The 25,201-nt window shown below is 60.0% G+C and carries 21 protein-coding genes; 14 read left to right on the plus strand and 7 right to left on the minus strand.

Annotation, left to right across the window (positions count from 1 at the left end; translation table 11 throughout):
* The first annotated feature begins 77 nt into the window (after window positions 1-77).
* From BM118_RS12510 to BM118_RS12540, 8 genes are all read left to right on the plus strand, one after another.
* Window positions 78-512 (plus strand): hypothetical protein, encoded by a 435-nt coding sequence (locus BM118_RS12510; protein WP_092186156.1) that lies wholly within the window; start codon window positions 78-80, stop codon window positions 510-512.
* Window positions 505-1,737: an HlyD family secretion protein gene (locus BM118_RS12515; protein WP_092185606.1), complete on the plus strand. Its 1,233-nt coding sequence runs from the start codon at window positions 505-507 to the stop codon at window positions 1,735-1,737. The genes BM118_RS12510 and BM118_RS12515 overlap by 8 nt, the downstream gene beginning before the upstream one ends.
* A 9-nt stretch (window positions 1,738-1,746) precedes the next feature.
* Window positions 1,747-1,941, plus strand: a complete 195-nt coding sequence (locus BM118_RS12520) for a DUF2092 domain-containing protein (RefSeq protein WP_092186157.1) — start codon at window positions 1,747-1,749, stop codon at window positions 1,939-1,941.
* Window positions 1,938-2,093, plus strand: coding sequence for a hypothetical protein (locus BM118_RS41400; protein WP_177234234.1), 156 nt, complete (start codon window positions 1,938-1,940; stop codon window positions 2,091-2,093). Before BM118_RS12520 ends, BM118_RS41400 begins: the two co-directional genes overlap by 4 nt.
* 82 nt (window positions 2,094-2,175) lie before the next feature.
* The gene (locus tag BM118_RS12525) at window positions 2,176-4,089 is read left to right on the plus strand and encodes a sensor histidine kinase (RefSeq protein WP_177234235.1); all 1,914 of its coding nucleotides are present in this window, start codon (window positions 2,176-2,178) and stop codon (window positions 4,087-4,089) included.
* Between the two features lie 93 nt (window positions 4,090-4,182).
* The gene (locus tag BM118_RS12530; RefSeq protein ID WP_177234236.1) at window positions 4,183-5,868 is read left to right on the plus strand and encodes a DUF3300 domain-containing protein; all 1,686 of its coding nucleotides are present in this window, start codon (window positions 4,183-4,185) and stop codon (window positions 5,866-5,868) included.
* On the plus strand, window positions 5,865-6,782 hold the full coding sequence (locus BM118_RS12535) for a DUF2950 domain-containing protein (protein ID WP_092185610.1): 918 nt from the start codon (window positions 5,865-5,867) through the stop codon (window positions 6,780-6,782). Before BM118_RS12530 ends, BM118_RS12535 begins: the two co-directional genes overlap by 4 nt.
* Window positions 6,766-7,233 (plus strand): hypothetical protein, encoded by a 468-nt coding sequence (locus BM118_RS12540; RefSeq protein ID WP_092185612.1) that lies wholly within the window; start codon window positions 6,766-6,768, stop codon window positions 7,231-7,233. The genes BM118_RS12535 and BM118_RS12540 overlap by 17 nt, the downstream gene beginning before the upstream one ends.
* Before the next feature lie 291 nt (window positions 7,234-7,524).
* Here the strand turns inward: BM118_RS12540 and BM118_RS12550 are convergent, their stop codons facing one another.
* The 5 genes from BM118_RS12550 to BM118_RS41405 form a co-directional block, all read right to left on the minus strand.
* Window positions 7,525-8,124, minus strand: a complete 600-nt coding sequence (locus BM118_RS12550; protein WP_092185616.1) for a DsrE family protein — start codon at window positions 8,122-8,124, stop codon at window positions 7,525-7,527.
* A gap of 36 nt (window positions 8,125-8,160) precedes the next feature.
* Window positions 8,161-8,781, minus strand: coding sequence for a hypothetical protein (locus tag BM118_RS12555; RefSeq protein WP_177234237.1), 621 nt, complete (start codon window positions 8,779-8,781; stop codon window positions 8,161-8,163).
* Window positions 8,778-9,821 (minus strand): TAXI family TRAP transporter solute-binding subunit, encoded by a 1,044-nt coding sequence (locus tag BM118_RS12560; RefSeq protein ID WP_092185620.1) that lies wholly within the window; start codon window positions 9,819-9,821, stop codon window positions 8,778-8,780. The genes BM118_RS12555 and BM118_RS12560 overlap by 4 nt, the downstream gene beginning before the upstream one ends.
* 92 nt (window positions 9,822-9,913) lie before the next feature.
* Complete coding sequence (locus BM118_RS12565; protein ID WP_092185622.1) at window positions 9,914-11,974, minus strand: coiled-coil domain-containing protein; 2,061 nt, start codon at window positions 11,972-11,974, stop codon at window positions 9,914-9,916.
* A gap of 449 nt (window positions 11,975-12,423) precedes the next feature.
* Complete coding sequence (locus tag BM118_RS41405) at window positions 12,424-12,645, minus strand: hypothetical protein (protein WP_177234238.1); 222 nt, start codon at window positions 12,643-12,645, stop codon at window positions 12,424-12,426.
* Between the two features lie 319 nt (window positions 12,646-12,964).
* Here BM118_RS41405 and BM118_RS12575 point away from each other — a divergent pair, with 319 nt between their 5' ends.
* On the plus strand, window positions 12,965-13,345 hold the full coding sequence (locus tag BM118_RS12575) for a VanZ family protein (protein ID WP_092185624.1): 381 nt from the start codon (window positions 12,965-12,967) through the stop codon (window positions 13,343-13,345).
* A 1,027-nt stretch (window positions 13,346-14,372) separates the two neighbouring features.
* Here the strand turns inward: BM118_RS12575 and galE are convergent.
* Window positions 14,373-15,431: a UDP-glucose 4-epimerase GalE gene (galE, locus tag BM118_RS12580; protein WP_177234239.1), complete on the minus strand. Its 1,059-nt coding sequence runs from the start codon at window positions 15,429-15,431 to the stop codon at window positions 14,373-14,375.
* 329 nt (window positions 15,432-15,760) lie between these two features.
* On the minus strand, window positions 15,761-17,209 hold the full coding sequence (locus BM118_RS12585) for a polysaccharide biosynthesis/export family protein (protein WP_092185628.1): 1,449 nt from the start codon (window positions 17,207-17,209) through the stop codon (window positions 15,761-15,763).
* A gap of 305 nt (window positions 17,210-17,514) precedes the next feature.
* On the opposite strand from BM118_RS12585, the gene BM118_RS12590 reads away from it, so the two are divergent.
* The 5 genes from BM118_RS12590 to BM118_RS12610 all read left to right on the plus strand — a co-directional run bounded on the left by BM118_RS12590 (window position 17,515) and on the right by BM118_RS12610 (window position 25,147).
* On the plus strand, window positions 17,515-19,002 hold the full coding sequence (locus BM118_RS12590; protein WP_092186159.1) for an undecaprenyl-phosphate glucose phosphotransferase: 1,488 nt from the start codon (window positions 17,515-17,517) through the stop codon (window positions 19,000-19,002).
* A 122-nt stretch (window positions 19,003-19,124) separates the two neighbouring features.
* Complete coding sequence (locus BM118_RS12595; RefSeq protein WP_092185630.1) at window positions 19,125-20,285, plus strand: GumC domain-containing protein; 1,161 nt, start codon at window positions 19,125-19,127, stop codon at window positions 20,283-20,285.
* A gap of 159 nt (window positions 20,286-20,444) precedes the next feature.
* Window positions 20,445-21,569 carry a glycosyltransferase family protein gene (locus BM118_RS12600; protein ID WP_177234240.1) on the plus strand — a complete coding sequence of 375 codons (1,125 nt, stop codon included), beginning with the start codon at window positions 20,445-20,447 and terminating at the stop codon, window positions 21,567-21,569.
* 82 nt (window positions 21,570-21,651) lie between these two features.
* On the plus strand, window positions 21,652-24,006 hold the full coding sequence (wecB, locus tag BM118_RS12605) for a non-hydrolyzing UDP-N-acetylglucosamine 2-epimerase (RefSeq protein WP_244550138.1): 2,355 nt from the start codon (window positions 21,652-21,654) through the stop codon (window positions 24,004-24,006).
* Window positions 23,963-25,147, plus strand: coding sequence for a glycosyltransferase family 4 protein (locus BM118_RS12610; RefSeq protein WP_177234241.1), 1,185 nt, complete (start codon window positions 23,963-23,965; stop codon window positions 25,145-25,147). The genes wecB and BM118_RS12610 overlap by 44 nt, the downstream gene beginning before the upstream one ends.
* Window positions 25,148-25,201: the final 54 nt, after the last annotated feature.

Genomic DNA, 25,201 nt, shown 5'->3' on the forward strand with positions numbered 1-25,201 from the left:
TACCGACACTGTATTCGCCGCATTGACGTGAACACGTGGCCGAGGGAGAGAGACCGTTGAGCGAGCAGCTTCATCCGATGGCCCCTCATCATCTGCCGTTCTATCTCGCCCCGGGAAGCGGGGTGGATACGCTGATGGTCGTGATGGGCATCTTTCTGATCGGCACCGTGTTTTGGGTTGGCACGCTCTATTGGAAACTGCACAGCCTGCCCGAGCGGATGGCGCACAAGTCGCAGAAGCTGCAATTCGAATTCGTCGCCGTACTCGGCCTGATTTCGCTCTTTACCCATATGCACGTCTTCTGGGTCGCGGGCCTGTTGCTTGCGCTCATCGATCTTCCCGATTTTGGCACGCCGCTGCGCAGCATTGCGGGGTCCGTTGAAAAGATCGCCGATGCGACGCCGGTCGAAGCCGGGGACGCGCTCGCGGATTCCTCATCGGATCGCGAGGCTGGTCTATCGCCGCCGGCACAATCGGGGCCTGCGAAGGAGAAGGAGCGCAGCCATGTTTGAGCTCATGTTCTGCTCGCTCCTCACGATTTTGCCCGACTACCTCTACCGCCGCTATGCCCAAGGCAAGCGTTTCGGCAAGGAGATCACCTTCTTCTCGATCTGGTACGAGCTCAGATGGGGCATTACCGGCTGCCTGATGCTGACGGTCTCGCTGATCACGATGATCTTCTATTTCCATCCCTCCACCACTTCGGCCGCGCTCTATTTCCGCACCGTGCCCATCCTCCCCGAAGGGTCAGGGCGGGTGGCCGAGGTAAAGGTCGGATTCAGCGCACCGGTGAAGCAGGGCGACGTGCTGTTCACGCTGGATAGTTCCAGGCAGAAGGCTGCGGTCGAGACGGCCACACGCAAGGTCGCCGAGGTCGATGCGTCGTTGACGGCGGCGGAGTCCGACGTGGTCAGGGCCGAAGCGCAGCTTCAGGAAGCCAAAGCCAATCATCAGCAGGCCAAGGACGAACTCGACACCAAGTCCGAGCTGCAGCGCCGCAATCCTGGTATCGTACCGCAGCGCGACATCGAGAAGCTCCAGGTGCTGGTCGATCAGCGCCAGGCCGGCGTTGACGCGGCCACTGCTGCGAAGCAATCGGCGACCTTGCAGGTATCGACGCTCATTCCCGCACAGAAGGCGAGCGCCGAGGCGGCGCTGGCTCAGGCCCAGGTCGATCTCGACAAGACACTGGTTCGCGCCGGCGTCGACGGACGCGTCGAGCAGTTCCTGGTTCGCACCGGCGATGTCGTCAACCAGTTGATGCGTCCGGCCGGCGTGCTGATCCCGGAAGGCGCCGGCCGGAAGTCCCTGCAGGCGGGCTTCGGCCAGATCGAGGCGCAGGTGATGAAGGAAGGGATGCTGGCGGAGGCGACCTGTATGTCAAAGCCCTGGGTTATCATCCCGATGGTGATCACGACGGTGCAGGACTACATCGCCGCCGGCCAGTTCCGCTCCGGCGAGCAGTTGATCGATCCGCAAAACATCGCGCGCCCCGGTACCATCCTGGTCTTTCTTGAACCGCTCTACAAGGACGGCCTCGACGGCGTGACGGCGGGCAGCAGCTGCATCGTGAACGCCTATACCAGTAATCACGAAGAGATCACCGCAAAGGACACGGGCACCTTCCGCAAGATCGCGTTGCATGTGGTCGATGGCGTCGGCCTCGTGCACGCGTTGCTGCTACGTATCCAGGCACTGCTGTTGCCGATCAAGACGCTCGTCCTGAGCGGGCATTGATGCGCTTGAATTGAGCGGACGGGTTCGCCGCGTGCGCCGCAATATACGCTGCGGATCAGGGACTGGAAGACCGACGCTTTTGCGGATGCCGACACCTTCGCGTTCAAGCCCCCCGCCGGAGCCGCCAAGATCGAGCTCGATTCCGCCGCCATGGCCGAATTCGTCGAACTTCCTCCCGGAACATCATCAGGAGCCAGGAAATGATCTCGTCACGAAAAATCTATGCCGGGGTCGCCCGCAGAACGACCCGCCGGGCGGTAGGTGTTGGCGTAGCGGCCGGCGCGGCGGGGGCCTATTATGGGGCGTCCTGCGTGCAGGTCGTGGATGCCTACGGCCGGGTCACCACGCGCTGCTGACGGCGAGCCGCTCGGGACGATTGGCTCCTGCGCAATTTGCGCTAGAGTGTGGCCTGCGGGCGGCTACTCTTCGGGAGAAAGCATGGGCGGGCGCATCGCCATGGCCCCGGCCAAGTCGAGTTGGCTGATCGTCGTTGCACGGCTCAGTCTCTGTCTGCTGGTCTGGGGGGCGGTGCTGCCAGTAGCGCTTGCCGCCGATCGCAACGAACCCAAACGGCTCCTGTTGCTCCATTCCTTTGGCCGGGATTTCCGGCCCTGGAGCGAATATGCCCGGAGCATCAAGGCCGAGTTCGAGCAGCAATCCGCATTCCCACTCGACATCCAGGAGCACGCGCTGCTGACGGCCCGGTTCAACAATCCAGGACCGGAAGAGCCGTTTGTCGACTATCTGCGCTCCCTGTACCGCGCCAGTCCGCCCGACATCGTGATGGCTCTCGGAGCGCCGGCAGCGCGCTTCGCTCAGAAATATCGCGAGCAGCTTTTCCCGGATACACCGCTGGTGATGACGGCGGTCGAGGAACGGCAGGTGGACCGGGCGGCTCTGACCAAAAACGACGTCGTCGTTCCGGTGCGTAACGACTTCGGAGTCTTCTTCGGCAGCATTCTTCAGGTGTTGCCGGAAACCCGGACAATTGCCGTGGTCATTGGCGCATCGCCTATCGAGAGGTTCTGGCTCAATGAACTCAAACGGGAGGTCAAGCCATTCGAGAACCGGTTCGAATTAATCTGGTACGCAGACCTGTCGCTTGAAGAGATATTGAAGCGGGCCTCCACGCTGCCGCCACATACGGTGCTGTTCTGGCAACTGATGTCGGTCGACGGTGCCGGCGTCGCCCACGAAGGCGATCTGGCATTGCGCAGGCTGCACGCCGTCGCCAACGCGCCGATCTTCTCCTATCAGGAAGCGTTTTTTGGCCGTGAAACCGTCGGCGGCCCGATGCACTCGATATCCGCGTCCAGCAAGATGACTGTCAGCGCGGCGCTTCGAATCTTCGCGGGCGAGAGGCCGGGCGACATCAAGATCGAACCGATCGGATTTGCCGCGCCGAGATACGACTGGCGCGAGATGCAGCGTTGGGGCATCAGCGAAAGCGATTTGCCGACGGGAAGTGAGGTTCTATTTCGCGAGCAGGGGCTCTGGGAAAGATATCGTTGGCAAATGGCAATGATCGCAGCAGCGTTCCTGGTCCAGTGCGGGCTGATCAGCGGGCTTCTCCACGAACGTCGCCGGCGCAGACTGGCGGACGTCGAGTCGCGGCAGCGCCTGGCGGAGCTCGCGCATCTCAGCCGCTATGCGGCCGCTGGAGAGATGACGACCTCCATCGCGCACGAGCTGAACCAGCCGCTCGGCTCGATCCTGACCAACGCCGAGACAGCGGAGCTCATGCTGAAGAGCGCCTCGCCGAACCTCGATGAACTCAGGGCGATCCTGGCCGACATCAGGCGCGACGATCAGCGGGCAAGCGAAGTGATCCGACGGCTGCGCAGCATGCTGAAAAAGACGCCCTTTGAAGTTCGAGACATTGACCTGAACAATACCGTGGGGGACGTCGTCGGGTTCGTCGCGGATGTCGCCAAGGGACGAGGCGTCGTGTTGAACTACGTTCCGGCGGCGGCCGGACTTCGCGTCCGGGGCGATCCGATTCACCTCCAACAGGTTGTGCTCAACCTCGTTGTCAATGCCTTGGACGCGATGTCCGAAATTCAGGCCGGCAAACGCGAAATCAGTGTAACGACGAACGTCTCCGGTGCCTGGGCGGAGATCCGGATCGGTGACACCGGCGCCGGCATCGCGATGGATGATCTCAAGAGCATTTTCAATCCGTTTTTCACCACCAAGCCGCAGGGCATGGGCATCGGCCTGGCGATCGCCCGGACCATCGTCGAGACGCACCACGGCACGATTTCCGCCGAGAACGCGCCCTCCGGTGGGGCGCTGTTCAAGATCAAGCTCCCGATCGCGCGCCAAGCTTTCGCGTTGCAGCAGAGAGATTAACGCAACCGGGACGCGCCTCTTCCCTTGATCTTTGTCAAAGAACGACCGGGCCGCGGACCGATCCTCCAAATGGTGACTCCGATGGAGGGTGTGATGCTTCGTTGTGCCAGGGCCGTGATCGCGCTCGCGCTCTTGATGGCCATCCCGTCCGTCGCCTCGGCGCAGACGGCCGACAAACCTGCGGCTCCAACCGCTCAGGCGCAGCCTGCAAGCCAGGCTCCGCCAAGCGCCGAACTCCTGAAGCCCGAGCAGCTCGAAGCGCTGGTGGCGCCGATCGCGCTCTATCCTGACGAACTGCTGGCCAATGTGCTGGCCGCGTCAACCTATCCGCTGGAAGTCGTGCAGGCCGATCGCTGGCTGAAAGAACACAAATCGCTGAAGGGCGATGCGCTCAAGACCGAGGTCGAGAAGCAGGCCTGGGACGACAGCGTCAAGGCGCTCGCCAGCACGGCGGACGTTCTGACGATGATGAGTGACAAGCTCGATTGGACCAAGAGCCTGGGTGATGCCGTGCTCGCGCAGCAGCCGGACGTGATGGATGCGATCCAGCGATTGCGCACCAAGGCCTATGACAACAAGAAGCTCGTTACGACCAAACAGCAGAAGGTCAGCGTTCAGACGCAGGAAAACAAGCAGGTGGTCGTCATCGAACCGGCCGAGCCGGGAACGATGTACGTGCCGTACTACGAGCCGGCCACCGTTTACGGGGCCTGGCCCTACGCGGAGTACCCGCCTTATTACTTCGGCTATCCGTCCTATATCGGCGCAGGCGTGGTCGCGGCGGGTCTCGCGTTTGGGACCGCCTGGGCGATCGGACGCTGGGGCAATTACTGGGGCGGCGGCTGCAACTGGGGCAACCGCAACGTCTATGTCAATCACCGGACCACCAACATCGCAAACGGCTGGCAGCACAATCCGGCGCACCGCCAGGGCGTGCGTTACAACAACACCAATGTTCAGCAGCGTTTTGGCAACAGCAATCTGAAGGCGGGTGCCGCGGACCGGATGGATTTTCGCGGCCGCGACGGCCAGCAGGTACTCAAGGATCGTCCGGGCGCCGGTGTCGCTGATCGCGCGGGCGATCGTGCAGGAGATCGAGCGGGTGACCGCACCGGCGACCGTGCGGGTACGCGTGACCGGCCCGGTGGCGGCGACCGCGCCGGCGCTGCGGACCGCGCCAAGGGTAGTGCGAAGGGTAGTGCGAAGGGCGGAGGCGATCGAGCCAAGGGTGGTGGCGACCGCGCCAAAGCCGCCGACCGCGGCGGCGCCGGTGGCGCCAATCGCGCAGCTTCTGCCAATCGCGGTGGTGGAGGCAACCGCGGCGGTGCCATGAACGTTTCCTCGGGCAGAGCGGCTGCAGCGGCCTCCGCCCGCGGCCGGTCGAGTATGGCGAGCATGCCCCGCGGTGGCGGTGGGGCGAGCTTCGCCGGCCGTGGCGGTGGCGGCATGTCTGCCGGAGGCGGCTTCCGAGGAGGCGGTGCCGGTGGCGGTGGCCGGGGAGGCGGCGGCCGGCGTTCCGATATCGCGTTGAAGCACGACGTCGTCTTGCTCGGCTATCTCGCCAACGGGCTCGGCTACTACCGCTTCAGCTATCTCGGCAGCAACAAGGCCTATGTCGGTGTCATGGCGCAGGAGGTCGAACGCGTGAACCCGGAGGCGGTGGCCCGCGGCAACGACGGTTATCTGGTTGTCTACTACGGCAAGCTCGGATTGAAATTCCGCACCTACAGCGATTGGCTCGCCGGCGGTGCGAGGATCCCCGCGGAGATCACGCCATGATCGGTCTGAAGTCACTTCATCGCGCGGCGTTGCCGGGCATCATGGCGCTGGTGCTGCTGAGCTCGACCGCGCTTGCGCAGCAGTCTTTTGCTACGCCCGAGGATGCGGCGGCAGCTCTTGCCGCGGCGGTCAAGAGAGGTCCGGGCGATATTCTCAAGGTGCTCGGCAAGGCTGCCGACGACATCGTCTCGTCCGGCGACGAGGTCGCCGATGCAGACGTACGCCAGCGCTTCACGTCGATGTATGAGGCCAAGCATTCGATCAAGGCGGAAGGCAACAAGAAGGCCACGCTGATGCTGGGGCCGGACGACTTCCCGTTCCCAATTCCACTCGTCAATGCAAAGAGCGGCTGGGAATTCGACACGGCCGAGGGGCGGATCGAGGTTCTCTATCGTCGCATCGGCCGCAACGAGCTCGACGCGATCCAGACCGCGCTCGCCTATGTCGACGCCCAGAATGAATACGCCGAGAAGGATCGTGGCGCGGGCGTGGGCGTCTACGCGCAACGCATCGTCAGCAGCCCGGGCAAGAAAGACGGCCTGTTCTGGCGCGACGACAGCGACCCGAGCCCACTCGGTGCACTGGCGGCGGACGCCTCGGCCGAAGGCTATAAGGCCGGAAGTGTGGGGCCGAGCCCATATCATGGATACTATTTCCGTATCCTGAAGGGGCAGGGATCGGATGCACCCGGCGGCGCTCTCAACTACGTCGTCAAGGGCAAGATGATCGGTGGTTTCGCCCTGATCGCCTGGCCAGCCGAATACGGCAATTCCGGCGTCATGACCTTCCTGGTCAATCATGCTGGCACCGTCTATCAGAAGGATTTGGGAGAGCGCACCGAATTTATCGCCCAGCGCACTACGCTGTTCGATCCGGACCAGACCTGGAAGAAGGTCGATGCCGCAAAACCCTGAGAGCAGGCGGGCTCGTCCGCGCGCGATCGCCGTTTGCCTGATGGCGATCGCACTGCTTGCGCTCGCCATTCCGGCGACGCCGTCGTATGGGCAGGCGAGCGGTCAGGTCCGGGTCAAGATCGTGAAAGCGGGCCTGCTGATCGGCGGCGGCGCGGGCAACGGCGTCTTGACCTATCGTGGTCGCGATTATCCGTTCAACGTATCCGGCTTGAGTTTTGGCATCACGGCCGGCGCGACCGTCGGCCGGCTCGATGGCCGGGCCTCGGGCATCCGCGAGGTCGGCGACTTCGCCGGGACTTACAGTTCGGTCGGCGGCGGCGCTGCCCTGGTCGGCGGCATCAATGGTGTCCACCTGCGCAACGAAAAGGGCGTGACCATCGTGCTGCAAGGTCCGAAGGCTGGCATGGAGTTCGCGGCCAACCTCAGCACGATCACGATTTCACTGAAGTGAGGCCGTCGTGAACCGGATCGGCCCTCGGCGAGTGCCAGAGAGGGAGACGCCATCCATCAATCCGGCCGTGGATGGCCGATTCACGCATCAATCGCTACCAGATAGTCGGCATGAAGAGTAATCGGAGCCTTCGATCCGTCGAGAACCACACGGAGACTCTTCGGATAGTATCCAACGCCAATCACCGTCCCAGTCTTTCCAGCCAAGCGAGGGCCAGCTGTGGGCTTTACCTGAATACGCGACCCCGATGGAAACCTGGGGTTGGTTTGGGTCGATCCTGACATGGCCGGCTTACGGTTTGACGTAGGCCCAGCCCATCTCCTGCAATTCCATCACGCGCACGACGCCCGACTTCACGACTTGCGCCTGCCGAACAATCGGTATGTCCTTGTTCTCGGCCTTCTGCATCTTCTCCTGGGTGTTGCCGCAGGCCTTGAACGAAACCTCGGGCGTGCTCAGGGCCATCTCCTCGATGCGCGTCTTTACCGGCGAGGTGTCTTCACGCAGCATGTGCAGGCCGGGCCCGAACGTGACGACCTCGATCTTCACCTTCTCGCCAGCGTCCTTGTAGTATTGCGTCACATTGGTTGCGTTGTTGAGCGCGAGATTCATCGCTGCGGGGTCGTTGGTATTCACCTGCAGGATCAGATGATGTTCTCTTTTCTTCGCTGCGGCCGCATCCTCCATGCGGGCAAACGCGGAGTGTTTCCGCGTCGCCGTCGCCGGCTTCGCTACCTGTTGCCTCGCATGGCCCGCCTTATGCGGGACGGGTTGCCCGTCCGCCGGCGTCCAGTATTTTCCGCCCTGCTCCGCCGCCGAAAACGATGCGGAAACCAGAACGGCGATCGCTGCCATCACGAGCGCTTTGGCGATATGTTGAAATCTGATCATTATCCGCCTCCATCGAAGAAAATCATGTTCACACCATCAATGATTTGGTGTCGCGATCGCGCGCGGCCATTTGCACGCCGCGGCCATCTTCGCACGCACCGCGTCCAGCCCGGCGAGGGAGAAGGTTCCGTCATGGGCAGCGCCACCCCGTGGTGAGAGCAGGACCATAAGGTCCCCGCTGTCCGGAAGCGAGAGCAGCAGGCGAACAACGTCTCCGGTGAACGCGACGCCGGGACCGAATGCCGGGACGGCTGCCGCAACCTGCACCGCCGGGTTGTCATTGACGCGATAGGAAATTGCATCGTTACCGCCTCCGCGGGAGATGCCGGGGCCCGCGAGTGCCAGCTCCGTCCGGCCGCCGCGACAGCGGATCGATAATTGCATCGCGGATTCGCCGGTCCCGCTGCGCGACGATGTCGTAGCGGTCGCGATCGGTGAGTAGTCGATGGGGGAGGTCGTCTGGCTGACGATCCAGTCGTCTTCGGGCGTCAGGCGATGCTGAGGCGCGGTGGTCCGCGTCAATTTATTCAGACACGCCAAGCCCTCCGCGTGGTCCTTCTGAAGGCAGGAACGGAGCTGCGTCATGGGATCCTGGGCCAACGCATTGCCGCCTGTACCGCCGAGCGCGATAAGAAGAAGGACCGCGGCGCGTTTCATTGCGATGCTTGTGTTGCGCGGGGCTGGCGATCCAGCCACGCCTGCGCCGCAGGGACGCGCGCAAGACCCGGAACTGTCGCAGCGAGGTTGATGGATTTCCACTTCGGATCGAAACCCGGCGCCTGCAATCTGTCGATCCGGGAGAACAGGTGGTCGATGAAGCGCGCGACGCGCTCAGAGCGGTTCGAGTTGGCCGGCCAATTGAACGCGACCAGAGCGGTCGGCACCGCGATCGTTGAAACCCGTTCGCCCGGTTTGATCAGACCGGGATAGTCTGCTTCACCGAGGGCAGCGGGAAGATAGTAGTCCTCGAACCTGCCGTCGTAGGGGAGGGGCAGGAACTTGAATCCCGGCTCCCAGCGCCCACGCACGAAGGCATCCACCGGCTTCGATGTAATGAAGACAACGGCCGCTATCTCGCCCTTGCGCATCTGCTCGAGCGCGACCTGGTGCGGAATGAACGTCTTTTCCACCTCGAGGTTGAGGCGGCTGAAGATCAGCGGCCCCGAATAGGCCGCAGCGGTGCCCTGCGTATTGAAATTGACCTTCTTGCCGGCGAGATCGCTCAAGCTCCGGATCTCCGGCCGAACGAAGATATGCAGCTCGGACGGGAACAGATTCAGGACATACGCAATTCGTCGCTGGATGTCCGGCACCTGGCTCTTGTACTCCTCGAGCGCGTCGGAGTTGATGATTGCCGCATCGATGCCCCGCAAGTAGAGCAGCGAATTCACGTTTTCAGTGGCCCCGCGGGTGACCACCGGCAGGACATGGAGGTTATCCCCATCGTCGACCACACGCGCGATCTCCGCCGCCAGGCGGATCGGCGCGCCCTCGAGGAGACCTCCGGCCAGGCCGATCGTCCAGGCGTTCATGGAGATCACCTCAGGCCTTGGCTGCGGCGGCTCGGGCCGTGCCAGACGAACCTTGTGGGCTCGCGTATCTTGCGGCCGCGCATCCGCCCAAGGTTGAATGGCCAGGAGAAATGGTGCGATCGCCGCGAGCAGGAGCAGCCGGTGCAATGCTATGAATCTTTTCATCAACGAACTCCTTTACGCACGCTGCATCCGTGTCTGCGCTTTCGATCCTTGATGGCACATGTCGGCTGGGAAAATCGCCTCATAAGACCGCGCTATCGGCGCAACGCTTCGAATCGCGCCTTCGCTTCCTTGATTCCTCCAGCTTCGGCCCGCGCATAAAGATTTTGCGCTCTAGTGGGATCGCCTTGCGTTCCGTACGTTCCGAAATTCGGAAGGATCAGCGGATCGTAGGTTTCCGCGAGCACGAAGCTTGCTCGAGCGCTGCCCATCTCAGCGGCACGTTCCAGCACGATCCGCGCCGCGCCGATGTTTCCCTGTTCAAGCAGTACGCTCGCGCGCGCAATCAATTTCGCGGCTTGCACCCCTTCGTTAGGATTGACTTCGTTAGGATTGACTTGGGCACCGCCCTGGCTGCGCGCCGCTATGTCCTGGTCTTGGACTGGTTTGTCTCTGACCGGTTTGTCTTGGACTGGTTTGTCCTGGACGGGCCGGTTCTGGATTGGCCGTGCGGGCGCTGACAGCGGCTCCTCGCGCACGGCCTTGCCGGTGGTAGCCAGCGGAGACGCAGCGGAGGGAATCTTCGCCGCAAGCGCGCCGTTGTCTCGATGCGCCGATGCGAGATCCCTTTCCAGTCCCTCGGCCCGCTCGCGTTCACGCAGCAACAAGCTGCGCAGCTCGGCCGAGTCGCGCTCTCCGGCTTGCTTGATCCTTGCGGTTTCCTCGGTTGCCTTGGACGCGCGCTCGGTCTGCGCGTCGAGATCGCGGCTTGCTTTCGCGAGATCCCGAGCCAGTTGCTCAGCCCGCTGGCGCTCGCGTTCCGATTGCGAGGCGGTATTGTTCGCCTCAGCCTGTTTGAGCTGTGCTGCTTCCTCGCTGGCTTTGGCCGCTTGAGCCTCGTATGCGTAGATTGTGCTGCGTGCCATCGAGAGATCCTGCGCCAGCGCTTCGGCTCTCTCGTGCTCCTTCTGCATCGACCGTCTCTGCTCCGCGGCGCCAGCTCTTGCTGCTTGCGTCAGCCTGGCGATTTCGTCGCTGGCATTTGCAGCAAGCGCCGTCTGCGCATCAATATCTCGTCGCGCAGCCGCAAGCGCCTGCTCCAGCCGGCCGGTCCGATCCCGCTCCTGTTGCAGGGATTTCTGCAACTCCACTTCGCCCTCTGCTGCCGCTTTCAGCGGGGACGGGCCCTCGCTGGCTTTCGCCAACAGCGCTGTTTGCGCCTGATATGCATAAATAGCGCTTCGCGTCAGGGAGAGATCCTGCGCAAGCGTGTCGGCCCTTTCGCGCTCCTTCTGCATCGATTGCCTCAAGTCCTCGGCGCTGGCCTCCGCCGCCCGACTTCGCTGCGAAAGGTCCTCGTTCACGTTTGCCGCCAGCGCAGCCTGGGTTTCGGCATCGTGCCGCGTGGCCGCCAGATTCTGCTCCAGCCGCGCCGACCGTTCACGCTCCTGCTGCAGCGTCTGCAACTCTGTGGCGACGCTCTCTCCCGCCTGTTTCAGCGAGGATACTTCCTCACCTGATTTCGTCGCCAGCGCGGTTTTGGTTTCGACATCGCGCCGCGCGGCTGCGAGATCCTGCTCCAGCCGCGCAGACCGCTCGCGCTCTTCCTGGAGGAATGCCTGCAGCTCAGCCGCGCCACTCTCGCCCGCTTGATTCGGTCGGGAAGCTTCCTTCAGTCGGGAACCTTCCTCGACGGCCTTCGCTGCCAACGCCTTTTGCGTTTCGACCTCGCGCCGCGCATCGTCAAGTGCCTGCACCAGCCCCTCGACCCGATGATGCTCCTGCTCGAGATGTTGCAGCAACTCTATGTCGCGCCTTGCGGAGGCAAGCTCGCACGACAGCGACTCTGCCCAGTCGCGTTGCTGTTTCGGAGGCTGCTGCAGGCCCCCTGTGTCGCTAGTCGTCGCTTGCGCAACCTGTATCGACTTGTCGCTGCCACCCGGGCGCGACGGCAACTTCTTGAACTCGTCAGAACCGCGATCGCGGGCAGTCGTCGCCTGTTGCGCGTCTGCGAGGTGCCGCGCCTGATCCTGGGAAGCCTCCGTTTCCGACGCCCATGTCATAGCGAGCATGATCGCTGCCATCCACAGGGGGGCGCATCTTCCTCGCGTGAGGGAGATCTTCACGTCCCCGTTGAGCAGGACCGTGCGAGCCATCTGCAATCACCTGTCGCGTGGCGATACGATATCCTTCAGAATCCTTTAGATGCCCCCAGATGCCTCATTATGCGCTCCATCTTTACGCGAATCATATAGCTCGAATGGAGGACCCTCCCCACCACTTTTGGGTTAGGCCACAGATTGTGTTCCGATCATCGAAGCCGTGAACTGCTCAAAGCTCTCTTCCGTGTATCTGCATTTCGCGAATGGAACTGATCGCCAACGAACGGTGGCGGGCTCGCCGTCTTCGCCAATGAGCGGCTCTAGTGAGCTGGAGCCTGGGGCCGCCCATTCCGGGCCTGCCTTCAGGAATGCACCGAGAACAAGAACCGCAAGCGCGCTTCTATCGCGCCCCGATAGGGGCGCGGAGCAAGCATTACAGGTTGCTGCTGCCTTCGGCCAACAAGCGGGTCAACAATTCCTACGTGCAACCACAACCAACCGCGCTAGAAATCTCGCTTTTGCTGCTTGAAGAACGGCAGCAGCTTCTCGAAAATCTCGTCCCGATGCCGGTCGATTTCGCGGTTAAGTGCGTCACTAAAGCCAGGCGCATGGGTATGGATTGTTTCCCGGTCTGCCGAGACTTTCGTCGGCGTTCCGCCGAGGTCTACCCAGCCGCTGAGGGCTTTGCCGTCCCATTCAATGGTCTGCGTGCGACTAATCGACAAGCTCGCCTCCGAGTAGCGACTTCCTGGGTCGCCATTGCATTGCCTTCGACCCTGAGGAAAGCAGCTATTGTTGCCACAGCAGCCCGTTAGAACAACTGCCATGGATGGGTACTCCCTATGCATGGCAGCCTGTGCCAAGCGCTATTTGAAATTATACGTCGAGCGTCCAATGATGTTTTGCACGCGGCGTACGAAGAATATTCGCTGAAGCGTTACGAGTATTGGTGTTGCCGTTTGCTGTGGTTGGAGGGAACATGCTCTTGATATCGAGTCTCGGAAATGAAGGGCCCCGGCTGGGGCTACCAATCGAGGCGCCTTAATGGTTCGTACCGCTCTTTTTCGACTTGGCGCGTGGCTGCTCACGGCCATCGTCACTTTCGTAACGCTCGGACCTGAGGGCGTTCGGCCTCACCCTGTTCTCGGGCAGCATGGCGATCACGCGCTCGCCTTTCTTCTGGTCGGCATTCTCTTTGCCCTAGCCTATCCGCAGCGGCGCTGGACTGTTTCAGCGGTCGCCGTTGTCCTGATCGGCCTGCTTGAGATTATGCAACTATGGGCGCCGGGACGGCACGCGAGGTTTGAAGATTTTGTGGTCGATGCGCTCTCGGCCTGCGTTGGCTTCGCGCTGACCGCCGCGGCCGCTCGGATGATAGCGCATGTTGGTCAAGATCCCGACCCGTTGACACGCGAACGTCCTTAATGAGCAGGCTTATCAGCCTCACCCAGAGCTTCTTGCGCGTCACATACCACGCGCGGAATCGCTAAAGCACGGTGAGCCGCAACAGCGCACGTCAGCCCCCGCGACGGTCAGTGCGGTGTTACCGGTGTTTCTTCTGCCGCCTTCGTCGAGGCGATAGTTCGCCATGGACGCGACGTCCTCGGCCTCCGGCAGGTGGCGCGACGCGCTAACGCCGGCGATGTGCGGGTGGCCGTCGCATTCCGAGGATGATGAAGCCGGGCGCGATGGCCTTGTGACGCCGAGTCTACCGACTTCGTGGGCCAGGGTGAGTTATCCGCGGGTGAGGGATTGATCATCGGAAGCAGGGCATTCGGGCTGCAGCTGCACGATTTCTGCATGACGTCCGCGAACTGCCTATGCGCAATGGCGTGCAGGCAGGTCGATGCGCATCCGTGGGGGGCGCCGCGTAGTTGATCTATTGCTCCACCATCCTCGATTCTACCGCCAGCGCCGGCCTCATCGGCCGCTTGCTCATCCGGAGCAGGTCGCTCTCGACGCCTTGGGGAAGCGCGTACCGGCGAGCAGTTCGCGGTCGAACCGCAGTGCAAATTGTCGGTGGAGCTGACCGAGGCGAACGTGCAACGCTCAATCGAGCTCAGTGCATTGGTGCGCGGACACTCCGCCGCCGCCTGGATCGGTGCTGTGGATCGTCGAATTTGAGCTCGGCAACCAGTCGCCAAAGCTGAACCTCATGACCATCCGCCAACCGCCCGGCCCGCTTGGTCGCGGACGCGTCGTCAGGGCAGTCAAGATTGACCACGCTTCCCAATTTGCCGTGTTCGTCCAGGACGTACGCCCGATAGTGTGGCATCGCAAATCCCCATATGCGACTGCATCTTACCTGCAGGCTTGCTCTGCGGTGAGGAGATTTTGGGTCATTACGAGCTACCTCTGATGGGCGGCATGCACGCTGCCGCAGCTCGCCCCCGAACTCCACTCATGCTGTCAGACCCTCAGGTGCGCGTGCCAACACCTCGGACGCGCACGCTCAGGCATGACGACGGAGATGCCTGGAGCGCTCCCGAACCTTCGGAAGCTCGCTGCCCTGATAGCCGTTGGGGTTCTGCAATTGCCAGCGCCAATGGTCCGCACACATTTGCTCCAACGACCGCGTCGATGCCCAGCCCAACGCGTCCTTCGCAAACGTCGGGTCGGCATAGCAGGCGGCGACATCGCCGGCCCGACGCTCCCCGATCTCGTAGGGGATTGATCGCCCGCTCACCGATTCAAACGTACGGACGATATCCAGAACGCTGTTGCCGTTGCCCGTTCCAAGATTGACCGTGATCAGACCGGGTTGGCTGAGCCGGCGCAAGGCACTCAAATGCCCGGATGCGAGATCGACCACATGAATGAAGTCGCGGATTCCGGTGCCATCAGGCGTGTCATAGTCGCCTCCCCAGATCTGCAGCTTCTCCCGCCGTCCAATCGCCACCTGCGCCACAAACGGCAACAGGTTGCTGGGAACGCCCAGCGGGTCTTCCCCGACGAGCCCGCTTTCGTGCGCGCCAACCGGATTGAAGTAGCGCAGGTTGCCGATCCGCCAACCGTCGTCGGACCTGCAGAGATCCTTCAGCATCTCTTCGATGACGAGCTTTGTGCGGCCGTACGGATTGGTCGGACCGAGGGGATGCTTCTCGTCGAGCGGCAGGTATCTAGGTATCCCGTAAACTGTCGCGGACGAGCTGAAGACGAGCGTCTTTACATTCGCTCTCTTCATCGCCGATACCAGCCGCATCGTTCCCAGGACGTTGTTCTCGTAATACATCATGGGCCGTACGTTGGAATCGCCCACCGCCTTCAGCCCTGCAAGGTGGATGACCGCAGTCACGCCGCAGGCACGAAGCATGTCGCAGATCACCACTTCATTCCGGATATCTGCGTGCCGGAAGGCGAGCGATCGCCCGCAGATGGATTGGACCCGCTCGAGCGAGGCCTTGTTGCTGTTGGAAAGATTATCGACGACGACGACGTCGTACCCGGCGTCCAGCAACGCGATACAAACGTGGGACCCTATATAGCCGGCACCTCCGGTCACGAAGATCATCTCGGACACCTTTCGCTTTCGCTCAACCGGCCTCCGTGCACCGTGGATACCACTCTACTTGCAAGTCGCACCGCCGTGAGCGGCGATTTTGGGCTTTAAGAACTACCTCTGATGGACATTCAGACACTTCGTTCAATTTCACTGGTTTCTGCAAATCAGTCTGCGGGCTGTCCAAACGTAACGAGGGCGAGGACTGCAGGAGTGCGTTTTGGATACGCAGGGCAGAGGAGCGCGCCGAGAACGGCAAAGGCGACTAATGCTCAAGTTTCGAGGCGGTCAGTAAGGGAGCTCTTCCAATTCCGTGGCCTACCGATGCAGACTGACCAGTTTCATTTCCGCTGGAACGAGAGCGATTCGTCCGTGTTACGGTGCAAGGTCACGCCGCTTGTGGCCTCATCATCTGCTGCCGGCCGCAACGATTCAGCTGCGGTCACGTCGATGCGGCCCGTCGCCGCTGGGGCGTTCAAATTGCTTAGTTTCTTTCGGGGAGGTGCCTCAAGACCATCCTGGTATCGCAGGGTGACCTCGATGGCATCACCGGGCTGCAACTCGGTGTCTTCGTTGGCAGCAATCCGTTCCGGCCCTTTTTCGCCTTTCCGGATGATGGCGATGTCCGGCTTGCTGCCGCCTCCTCCAGCGAGCTGCGATCGAACCATTGCGGTATACTGAAGCTTCTCACCGACGCTCTGTAGCCTCTCGCGAATTTGGTTCAGCTTTAAGCTCGTGTCCTGTAGCTCGCGGAATAGCTCGAGGCGCCGTTGATCATCGAGCTTTGTCAGCTTTCTGACGAGTTCGTCCTGCTGCTTCTTGACCTGCATCAGTTGCGCGGAGGTCTGCAGCTTCCGGGTTGAGGACAACAACACCGCGCGACGCGCATCTGTAACGCGAGGGCTGGTCAAGCTTCCCCTGGCGAATAAATCCTGCGCCTTTTGCAGCTCTTCCAGGTCTGACTGAAATCCCTCTTCCTCTCTCTTCTGTTGCTCAGACAGTACGCGTACCTCCTCGTCTCCTTGTCGGACTCCCCGCTCAAGAAACGACTTCTCCTGCTGATGATCGCTCTCCTTGATCTTCAAGTATTCCGTTTCTGCATGTACGATTTCTGAAATCGCCGACCGAGCCACGGGAACGTCCGTCAGTGCGCCTGGGCTAATCTGAGTGGCCTCTCCGAGTTCGCTCTTGATGCGCCACATATGCGCCTGTTCCCTGGCGAACTCGGTCCAAAGGGATCCATATTCGCTTCGCAGATCGGCTGACTCGAGATAGGGGTTGTTCATCTTGATGCGCATGATGTCGTAGCCGCCCGCGATGGCGACAAGCTGGCGCGCAGTCATGGACGGGCGATAGGTGTATTCCCCCGGCTTCGAAATGTCTCCGTTTATGTAAACCGGCCTATACTCGGCGACCATCGTCGTGATCCCGTCTCCGTCGATGACGACGATAACCTCGCGGCCATCTGGTGTCCTCTGTCGAAAGACCTTGCTTGTCAGTGCAGCGCCGATCTTGGCTCGAATCTGCTGCACGGGCAGGCCCGCTACCTGGAGCAGCCCGACTAGCGGCAAGGAAATATTGCCATCCATCTGGACGGGAGCCCGATGTCGTAGCTCGGGGACGCCCGCGACCGTAACCTCAAGAACATCTCCAACGCTCACTCGATATTCGGCCTTCGCATGAGCCGAAATCATCAGACTGACCGCGATCAGGCTCCATCTAATGCATCGATTGCGCCTCCTGCTAAACATAGCGTCGCGGAAACGATTGCGCGGTGTGAAGCTCGGCATGGCAGCAAACTCTCCATACGGACGCGGTCATCCAACGAGGTCGTTCAAATCGGTCTATGGCGACGACGCGGCACCACCACCGTCGGGGCAATCGCTTCAAAGGGGGGCTGGAAACTAACGCTCGTTTCCTCGGCGCGCTGGGCCGCTCATTGCCTCGTCTTGGATTGATCTGTCCGTACAATTTAGTCCCGGGCCGCCCCTACTCAATCGACCATCGTGGTTACTCCACTCTACCCATTTATTGCCAACTCCGGCCCGTAATCGAATGCTACTGTTTTTACCGGTCGGCGGACTTGGAGTTGCAGGTGAGTTATGCGTTTTCCAATTCGCCCGCTCCAGCGAAGCGCCAAGCGCATTTTGTCGCTGGAACCAGGGCAGTTGCAGCGGGCACCGGTAAGAACCGCCTGCTTGCATTACTCGTATTGGCGGCAAGCGCTGAACTTGTACTCGTAGCTATTGCCGCCTATTCCGCAGCTGTTCTCTATCATCGGCTGGTCCTGCTCGACCTTCCGGATGCCTCCAAGTACATCCAGCAATCAATCTTCATTTCCACGTTGCAGCTGCTCGTTTCCGTATGGCTGCGCCAATATTCGCGGATCCAGACGCAGCCCCGGCACGTGTTTCTATGGAGCGGTGTTAGCTCCGTCTTCTTCGTATTCTCCTTTTTCATTTCGACTATATTTCTTCTCAAGATCTCGGACGGCTTTTCGCGAGCCACCGTCATAGCCCAGGCGGTAAGCGTTCTTCTTGCAGTGCTCTGCACGCGGACTGTGTGGTTCTCTCTTTTGCAGCCTGCCATTGCGTCCGGACTGATAGATGCAAGGCGCGTCATTCTTATCGGAGACCCGTCTCACTGTTCGGATTTCTCTGCTCGCGTGTTCGTTAGCGGAATTAGGACGATTCGTTCGTTTGAGTTCCCGACGGCTGGCCCGAGTTCTTCGGTAATGGTGTCTGCCCGCGGAGCTCTTCCTCAGGCGCACCAACTGCTCGCGGATTGCCGACCTCTCCGAGCGGACGACATTGTCATTCTAAGTTCGGAGTCCGATGTCCCGGCTGCCCTTGCGCTGGCTGGGGCCCTATCCGAGCTGCCGGTCGACGTTCACGTCGTCCCGGTCGGCGCTATCGATCTGATCGCCATGTCGCGGATCACCCAATTCGGCAACATGGTGACGATGCGGATATTCCAGTGTCCCCTCACTCAGTTCAACCGAGCAGTCAAGCGAGTGTTCGACATTGCGGCCTCTATCGCAGGACTCGTTTTGGCTATTCCCTTCTTCGTTATCATTCCTATCCTGATCAAGCTGGATTCCCGCGGGCCGGTACTGTTTCGCCAGACGCGACATGGTTACAACAATGAGCCCATTCGCGTATTGAAATTCAGATCAATGATCGTAATGGAAGATGGCGACAAGTTCAGTCCTGCCGTCAGAAACGATCCACGTGTAACGCGAGTCGGCCGCTTCTTGCGCCGCACCAATCTCGACGAACTTCCGCAGCTATTCAACGTGCTCATGGGCAACATGTCCCTCGTTGGACCCCGTCCGCACGCGACCTCGCAGAACGAGACGTTTGCCCGGCTCATTGCGTCGTTTTACCGTCGTCACAACGTCAAGCCCGGCATTACCGGCTGGGCTCAGGTCAATGGATATCGTGGCGACATCGATACACTTGAGAAGATGCGGCGGCGTGTTGAGCATGATCTCTTCTACATCGACAACTGGTCGCTTCTCCTCGACGTCAAGATCGTCATTCTGACCTTGTTCTCGAGAAAGGTGTATCAGAATGCATACTAGCTCTCACTAGTGGCCTTCAACCTAGTGTAGCGCACGGAGCGTGCTAGTGCCCGCCACCATGCGTTCTTTTCGCCGGATTGTGTTTCGCCTTCGGTAATGTCTAGCAGCGCAGGTACGAGAACATGGCACAGACGCGTAGAACGGAAGGTTCGACAGATTCGGAAGAATTCCGTTCGCCAGTCGAGTCCCTGGCGGCCGCCTTGGCTTTCGTACGGCGGCACCTCTCGATCATGTCGCTGGCGTTTTTGGTTACGGTTGGCGGTGCTACTTTCTACCTCGCCACCGCAACGCAGACCTACACCGCCACTTCGAAGCTCGTCATAGATGCGAAAGCGCCTCCGATCGACGCTGCGTCTGCTTCAACGATGGTCGAAAGTCAGATCGCCATCATAAAATCCGAGGGCCTCGCGCGCGCTGTAATAAGGAAACTAGGTCTGGCGGAAGATGCGGAGTTTGGCGCGCCATCCGGCGGCTTGCGCGGCACGATCAAGTCGATGTTGCGACTGTTCGGGTTCATGGAACCAGAAACGGAATTTGACGTGATGCGCCGAGCTCTGCGGTCGTTCGACCGCAGGCTCTCGGCTAAGCGTGTCGGTCTTACCTACATCATCGAGATTACATTCGAATCGGCAGATCCCCAGCGAGCTGCAAAGATTCTGAACACTATCGGGGAGACGCATATTGCGGCTCAAATGGAGGCGAAATTCAAGTCGGGCCTGGGCGAAGAAAAATGGGTCAAGGAGAGGATCGCCGAACTAAGCACCAAAGCGTCAGCCGCCCAGAACGCCGTGACGGAATATCAAGCCGGTGGCGTAGGTAAGTCATCGTCGCAATCCCCGGCTAATGCGCAGGGCAATCTCCGCGAGCTGGAAGCTGCTGCGGAAACCTCCACAAAGGCTTATGAGAACTTTGTCCGCATGCTCCGCTACATGGAGGCACAGCAGCAATCTTCCAATACCGAAGCGCATTTGTTGATCGAGGCGTCTCGTCCCTTGGAGGCCAGCTCTCCGAAGCCGCTTATCGTTTTTGGAATATCGATCGTTGGAGGGCTGTTTCTTGGCATCGCGCTCGGAATGCTGCGCGATCTATTTGTTCGAGGCATCCTCGTCGTCGGAGACGCGACCAGGGTGCCATCTGGGATCGCTTGTGAACAGGCACAACCGGCTGTGGTCAATCAGAACTATCCGTCGGCTGTCTTGTCGCGGCTTCGATGGCAAGACGCGCGGGACGAGCCTGGAGCACTAGGAGTGCAGGGCGGTTTCAGACGCGGCCCGGACGCTTAGTCGAGTGATGTTGTTTCGATCTGCCCCCTCAATCAATATCGAGGAGCGAGAACTCTGAGAATCCTGATTGTCTGCGGACCATTCCTCTACGGAATGAGTGCCAGAGCTGTTCAAAACCGACGGTTGGCTAGAACTCTCGCCGCCGTCAATGGGAACACTGTGTCCGTTCTTTCCTTTGATACCGAGGTGGGCGGCCGGCCGGACTACTCGCAATTCCCCGATGAGATAGAAGTGGTGCGGTTTCCTCCCTCGAGTGCGATCCAGGACATCGTCCGGAAGCTAAACCTGGTTCGTTCGACGATCGTCAACAGAGTTGCCACGGAGTTCGCCAGCAACTTCATGTACCCAAAATCGAATCTGCTGATCGGCGCTCTTCGCCGTCGGGTGGCGGAATTCCAACCCGAGCTCGCGATATTCGTCGCACAGCCGTTTTTTGTACCACTGCTCGGACTGCAACTGGAATCCCTCGATGAAATTCGAAAGATCGCTTTCTTCTCGGATCCCTGGCCGTATCAGGGTCTACCTTCGCCTTACAACAGACATGCGTTTCCTTTGGCAGGCAACTACAACAGGAAGTTGATCTCGCAGGTCTACTCGAACTTCGATCGAGTCATATACACGAATTCGTCCGCCGTGGAGTTCATGCTTGATCATTATCCCGAGCTCAAGCGCAACTCCGGCAAGTTGGCTGTGGCGGCGCATCTCGCGGATGAACTCATTGACATTCCGTCGACAGAAGTGGTTGAGCGAGTCCGATCGTCTGTGGTTCATCTTGGTGATTTATCCAAGGAACGATTCTCGCCCCAGCTCAAAAGGGCGATGGCTCAGTGTATCCACTTGCACGGGATGTCGTTCACGTTCATCGGCAGCGTTTGCAAGAAGCTAAAGCAAAGCCTTGAGAGCGGTGAATTCGGGAACGGCGTGTGTCTTTTGGGGCCGTTACCCGACAAGTTTAGCAGGTACATCGCGAGCAGGGCATTGGCGAATCTGATCGTTGAAGCCGACATTCAGGATAGCCCGTTCCTTCCCAGTAAGCTTACGGATGTTTTGACGAGCTCTGATCGTTGGGTTTTTGTTTCTGGCACACGGAGGCAGCCCGGCGTTGGCATCACGCCGGGGGGGGGTACAAAAGGAATATGCGTTCCTCACGATAGCTCTGCGATTGTCGATGCATTGCTCGCCGTCACCCACTCGCATGCCGTCAACGCCGATCCGTGCGTTGGCTCGTTGCGGGCCGGGGCGATTGAACGAAATCGAAACTTGGCAACGAAATATCTCGAGTAGCAGCGCAATTCTATGCAGGACGTCCCGTGAGGGCGTCCAAATCGAAGGAAGCGGAGATCGGTTTGCCGCTCATGGTGGAAAGATGAAGATCGCGATTCTCGTTGGAACTCGCCCGGAAATTATCAAGATGGCGCCGGTCATTCGCGAATGCCGGAAGCGAAAGATCGACTACTTCATCATTCATTCGAAGCAACACTACTCCGAGAAGCTCGACGCGATCTTCTTCTCCGAACTCGATCTCCCCGCACCAAGGTACAATTTGAATGTCGGCTCCGGTGGGCATGCGAACCAAACGGGCCGCATCCTGATCGAGCTGGAGCCGATCTTGGTGTCGGAGCAACCCGGTATCCTGCTCGTGCAAGGCGACACGAACACGGTGGTCGCCGGCGCACTCGCCGCACACAAGCTTCACATCAAGGTCGGGCACATCGAAGCCGGATTGCGCTCTTTTGATCAAACGATGCCCGAGGAAAGCAACCGGATCATCGCGGATCATATCTCGGACTATTTGTTCGCCGTCACCGACTTGCAAGTTGATCAACTAAAACGGGAAGGCCTGCCGGATTCGAAGATATTCAAGGTAGGTAACACGATCGTCGACGCCCTGCTATCTCATCGAAGTCAGGCGGAAAAAACGAGCCAGATCCTATGTGCGCTAAATCTCCGGGAAAAAGGGTATTACCTTCTTACCTCGCATCGGGCCGCAAACGTCGATGATCCGAACGCGCTGATCGAGATCATCCGGCTAATCGCCAGGGTTCCCGGTAAGGTGTACTGGCCGATACACTATCGTACACAGAAGGTCCTCAAGGAGGCCAAGATTGAGTTGCCTTCGAACCTGATTTGGACTGAACCTGTCGGATATTCGGATTTTGTAAAGTTGCTGTCCAATTGCATCGCCGTCATTACGGACTCGGGCGGAGTGCAGGAAGAAGCCTGCATCCTCGGCGTCCCCTGCGTGACGATTCGCGACCGGACAGAGCGTCCCGAGACCGTCGACGTGGGCGCAAACGTGCTGGTCCACCGAGACGCAGAAGCGATGCTCGAGGCACTTAATCGGCCGATAGCGACCTGGGAGAATCCATTCGGAGACGGCCACACCGCCGAGAGGATACTCGACATTGTCACGGAACACGAGGTGCTGCCGGTCCTGCAAACGCTCGATACGGTGTGCGTTGTGGGCCTCGGCTATATGGGGCTCCCGACCTCTCTCTTGCTTGCGAACGCCGGCATAAAGGTCGCCGGCGTCGATCTCAACGAAAAGAAGGTGAATGAGATCAGCAGCGGCCACTGTCCGTTCGAGGAGAAGGATATTCCGGAATTATTGGCGGCGACCCTGAAAACAGGAAACTTCAAAGCACTGACGAAGCCCGTGGCGGCAGACGTTTTCGTTGTGGCGGTACCGACCCCGCATGAAAGCAAGAAGTGCGACTTGTCCTACGTTATCTCCGCTGTGAACAGTCTGCTTCCTGTCTTGAACGACGGAAACCTTCTCATCATCGAATCGACCATCAAGCCGAATACTTGCCAGGACGTCGTGCTGCCCATTTTGAAATCGAAGAATCTGAATGTCGAAGTTGCGCATTGCCCGGAGCGCGCGCTTCCTGGCAATACGCTTCACGAAATAGTGCACAATGATCGCATCATCGGCGCGACTTCGCCGGAAGCGGCACAAAGAGCGGCGAGGCTCTATTCAGTATTTGCGAAGGGGACGATACATCGGACGAACCTCGTGACCGCCGAATGTGTGAAGCTTATGGAAAATACCTTCCGCGACGTCAACATCGCTCTCGCCAACGAGTTTTCTCTGATCGCTGACAAGTTCGGGTTCAGCATCTCGGCCGCGATTCAACTTGCAAACAGGCATCCGCGCGTCAACATTTTGCAGCCGGGAATAGGGGTCGGGGGGCACTGCATCGCTATCGATCCCTGGTTCCTGACCGAAGATGTCGACGGCGATCTGACCCTCATTAGAACCGCCCGCGAACTGAACGATGCGATGCCGAAGCATACCGCCGAGCGAATTCAAAACAAGATCGCTCCGTCCGTGCGGAAAATCGGGATCCTGGGCGTTAGCTACAAACCGGACGTCGACGATGCCCGCGAGTCTCCGGCGTTGGAGATCGCAAGGCTCCTCTCGAGAAAATACGAAGTCCGCTGTCACGATCCTTTTGTGAAGGATCGGGATCTCAAGCTGTTCCCGATCGACAAGGTCGATGGTTGGGCGGACGTATTGGTCATTCTTTCAAATCATAAGGTCTACGCCTCGCAGAGGTTCGAGTCTCCGCTGCTTTCCTTTGACAAGCTCATCGACGCGGGGGTGCCTCGCTGGCTGAGGGCGCCCGGCCTCGCTGACACAGACTATTTCCCAACAGAATTGCGACACGCAGACCATGGTCAATATCCTGCAGCCAAAGATGTTCAAGAGAGTTCATAGGCAATCGGCGTCGCGCCTCAATGTCGTGGTGGTAACGCCTCTCGGCGAAGGAGGACGCGGCGGTATCGATCGTATGATGGATGCGATTCGACAGCGGTTTCGCGAATGTCCGCGAGCAGATGTTTCGCTTCAATTCGTGGTCAGTCGCGGGGCGAACATATATGCGTCGCCTATCGCATTGGTATGGGCCCTTCTCAGGATACTGTGGCTCCACGCGTGGCAGGGGATCGACCTCATTCATATAAACCTCTCGGCGAACGCAAGCACGTACCGCAAGATCGCCGTTGCGGCGGCCGCGTCCCTATTGCGAATTCCCTACATCGTCCACCTACATTCAGGTGAGTTCGGCCGGTTCTGGGAGTCGTGTAATCGAGTGACCCGCCGTCACATAGAGACGCTCTTTGCGAGGGCCGAAGCGGTAATCGTTCTTGGTCAGGTATGGTCTGACTTGGTCGTTGGAAAGTTGCCGGAATTGTCAGGTCGCACAGTTATCATGCCAAACTCGACCAAAGCGCGGCGTCGCACTTTCCATCCCAATGGCCCGGTCAAAATCCTGTTTCTCGGTCGTCTCTGCGAAGCCAAGGGAATCGGGAATCTTCTTGATTCGTTCGAGATGATTCGGCATCGCAATGATTGGCAGGCAACCTTGGCGGGTGACGGAGCAATAGCGGAGACACGTATGTTGGTCGAGCGCCTTGGACTTTCCCAGCGTGTGAAAGTGCCGGGATGGCTCGACGACGTATCTGTAGCCGCTGAATTGCAGGCCGCCGACATTCTCGTTTTGCCCTCGTGGGTCGAGAACCTACCGATGTGCGTGGTGGAAGCGTTTGCTCATGGCCTGGCTGTCGTCTGCACCCCGGTCGGAGCCTTGCCCGAGATTGTGGAGCACGAAAAGACGGGACTCTTGGTGCCCGTGAACAACGCACCGGCTCTGGCCTCGGCCTTGGAGCGGCTTCTAAGCAGTCCCGCCCTTCGTACCAGCTTGGGGCTTCGAGCGCGAGCGCTGCATGCTAGCCGATTTGAGATCAACGCCTACGTCGACAGATTGGTAGGTGTGTGGCGCGGGGCTTCGCGGCCAAGATCGGGGCGAGCCGACGCTCGGAGCGCAATGACGACCGGCGCGGGGCGATGGCTGGGATGAGAGGTTTCCGGATGCCACTGGAGCCGGCGCGCGCCAGTTCCGTAGCGTCGGGCT

The organism is Bradyrhizobium sp. cf659, from assembly GCF_900113725.1.
Lineage (GTDB): Bacteria > Pseudomonadota > Alphaproteobacteria > Rhizobiales > Xanthobacteraceae > Bradyrhizobium.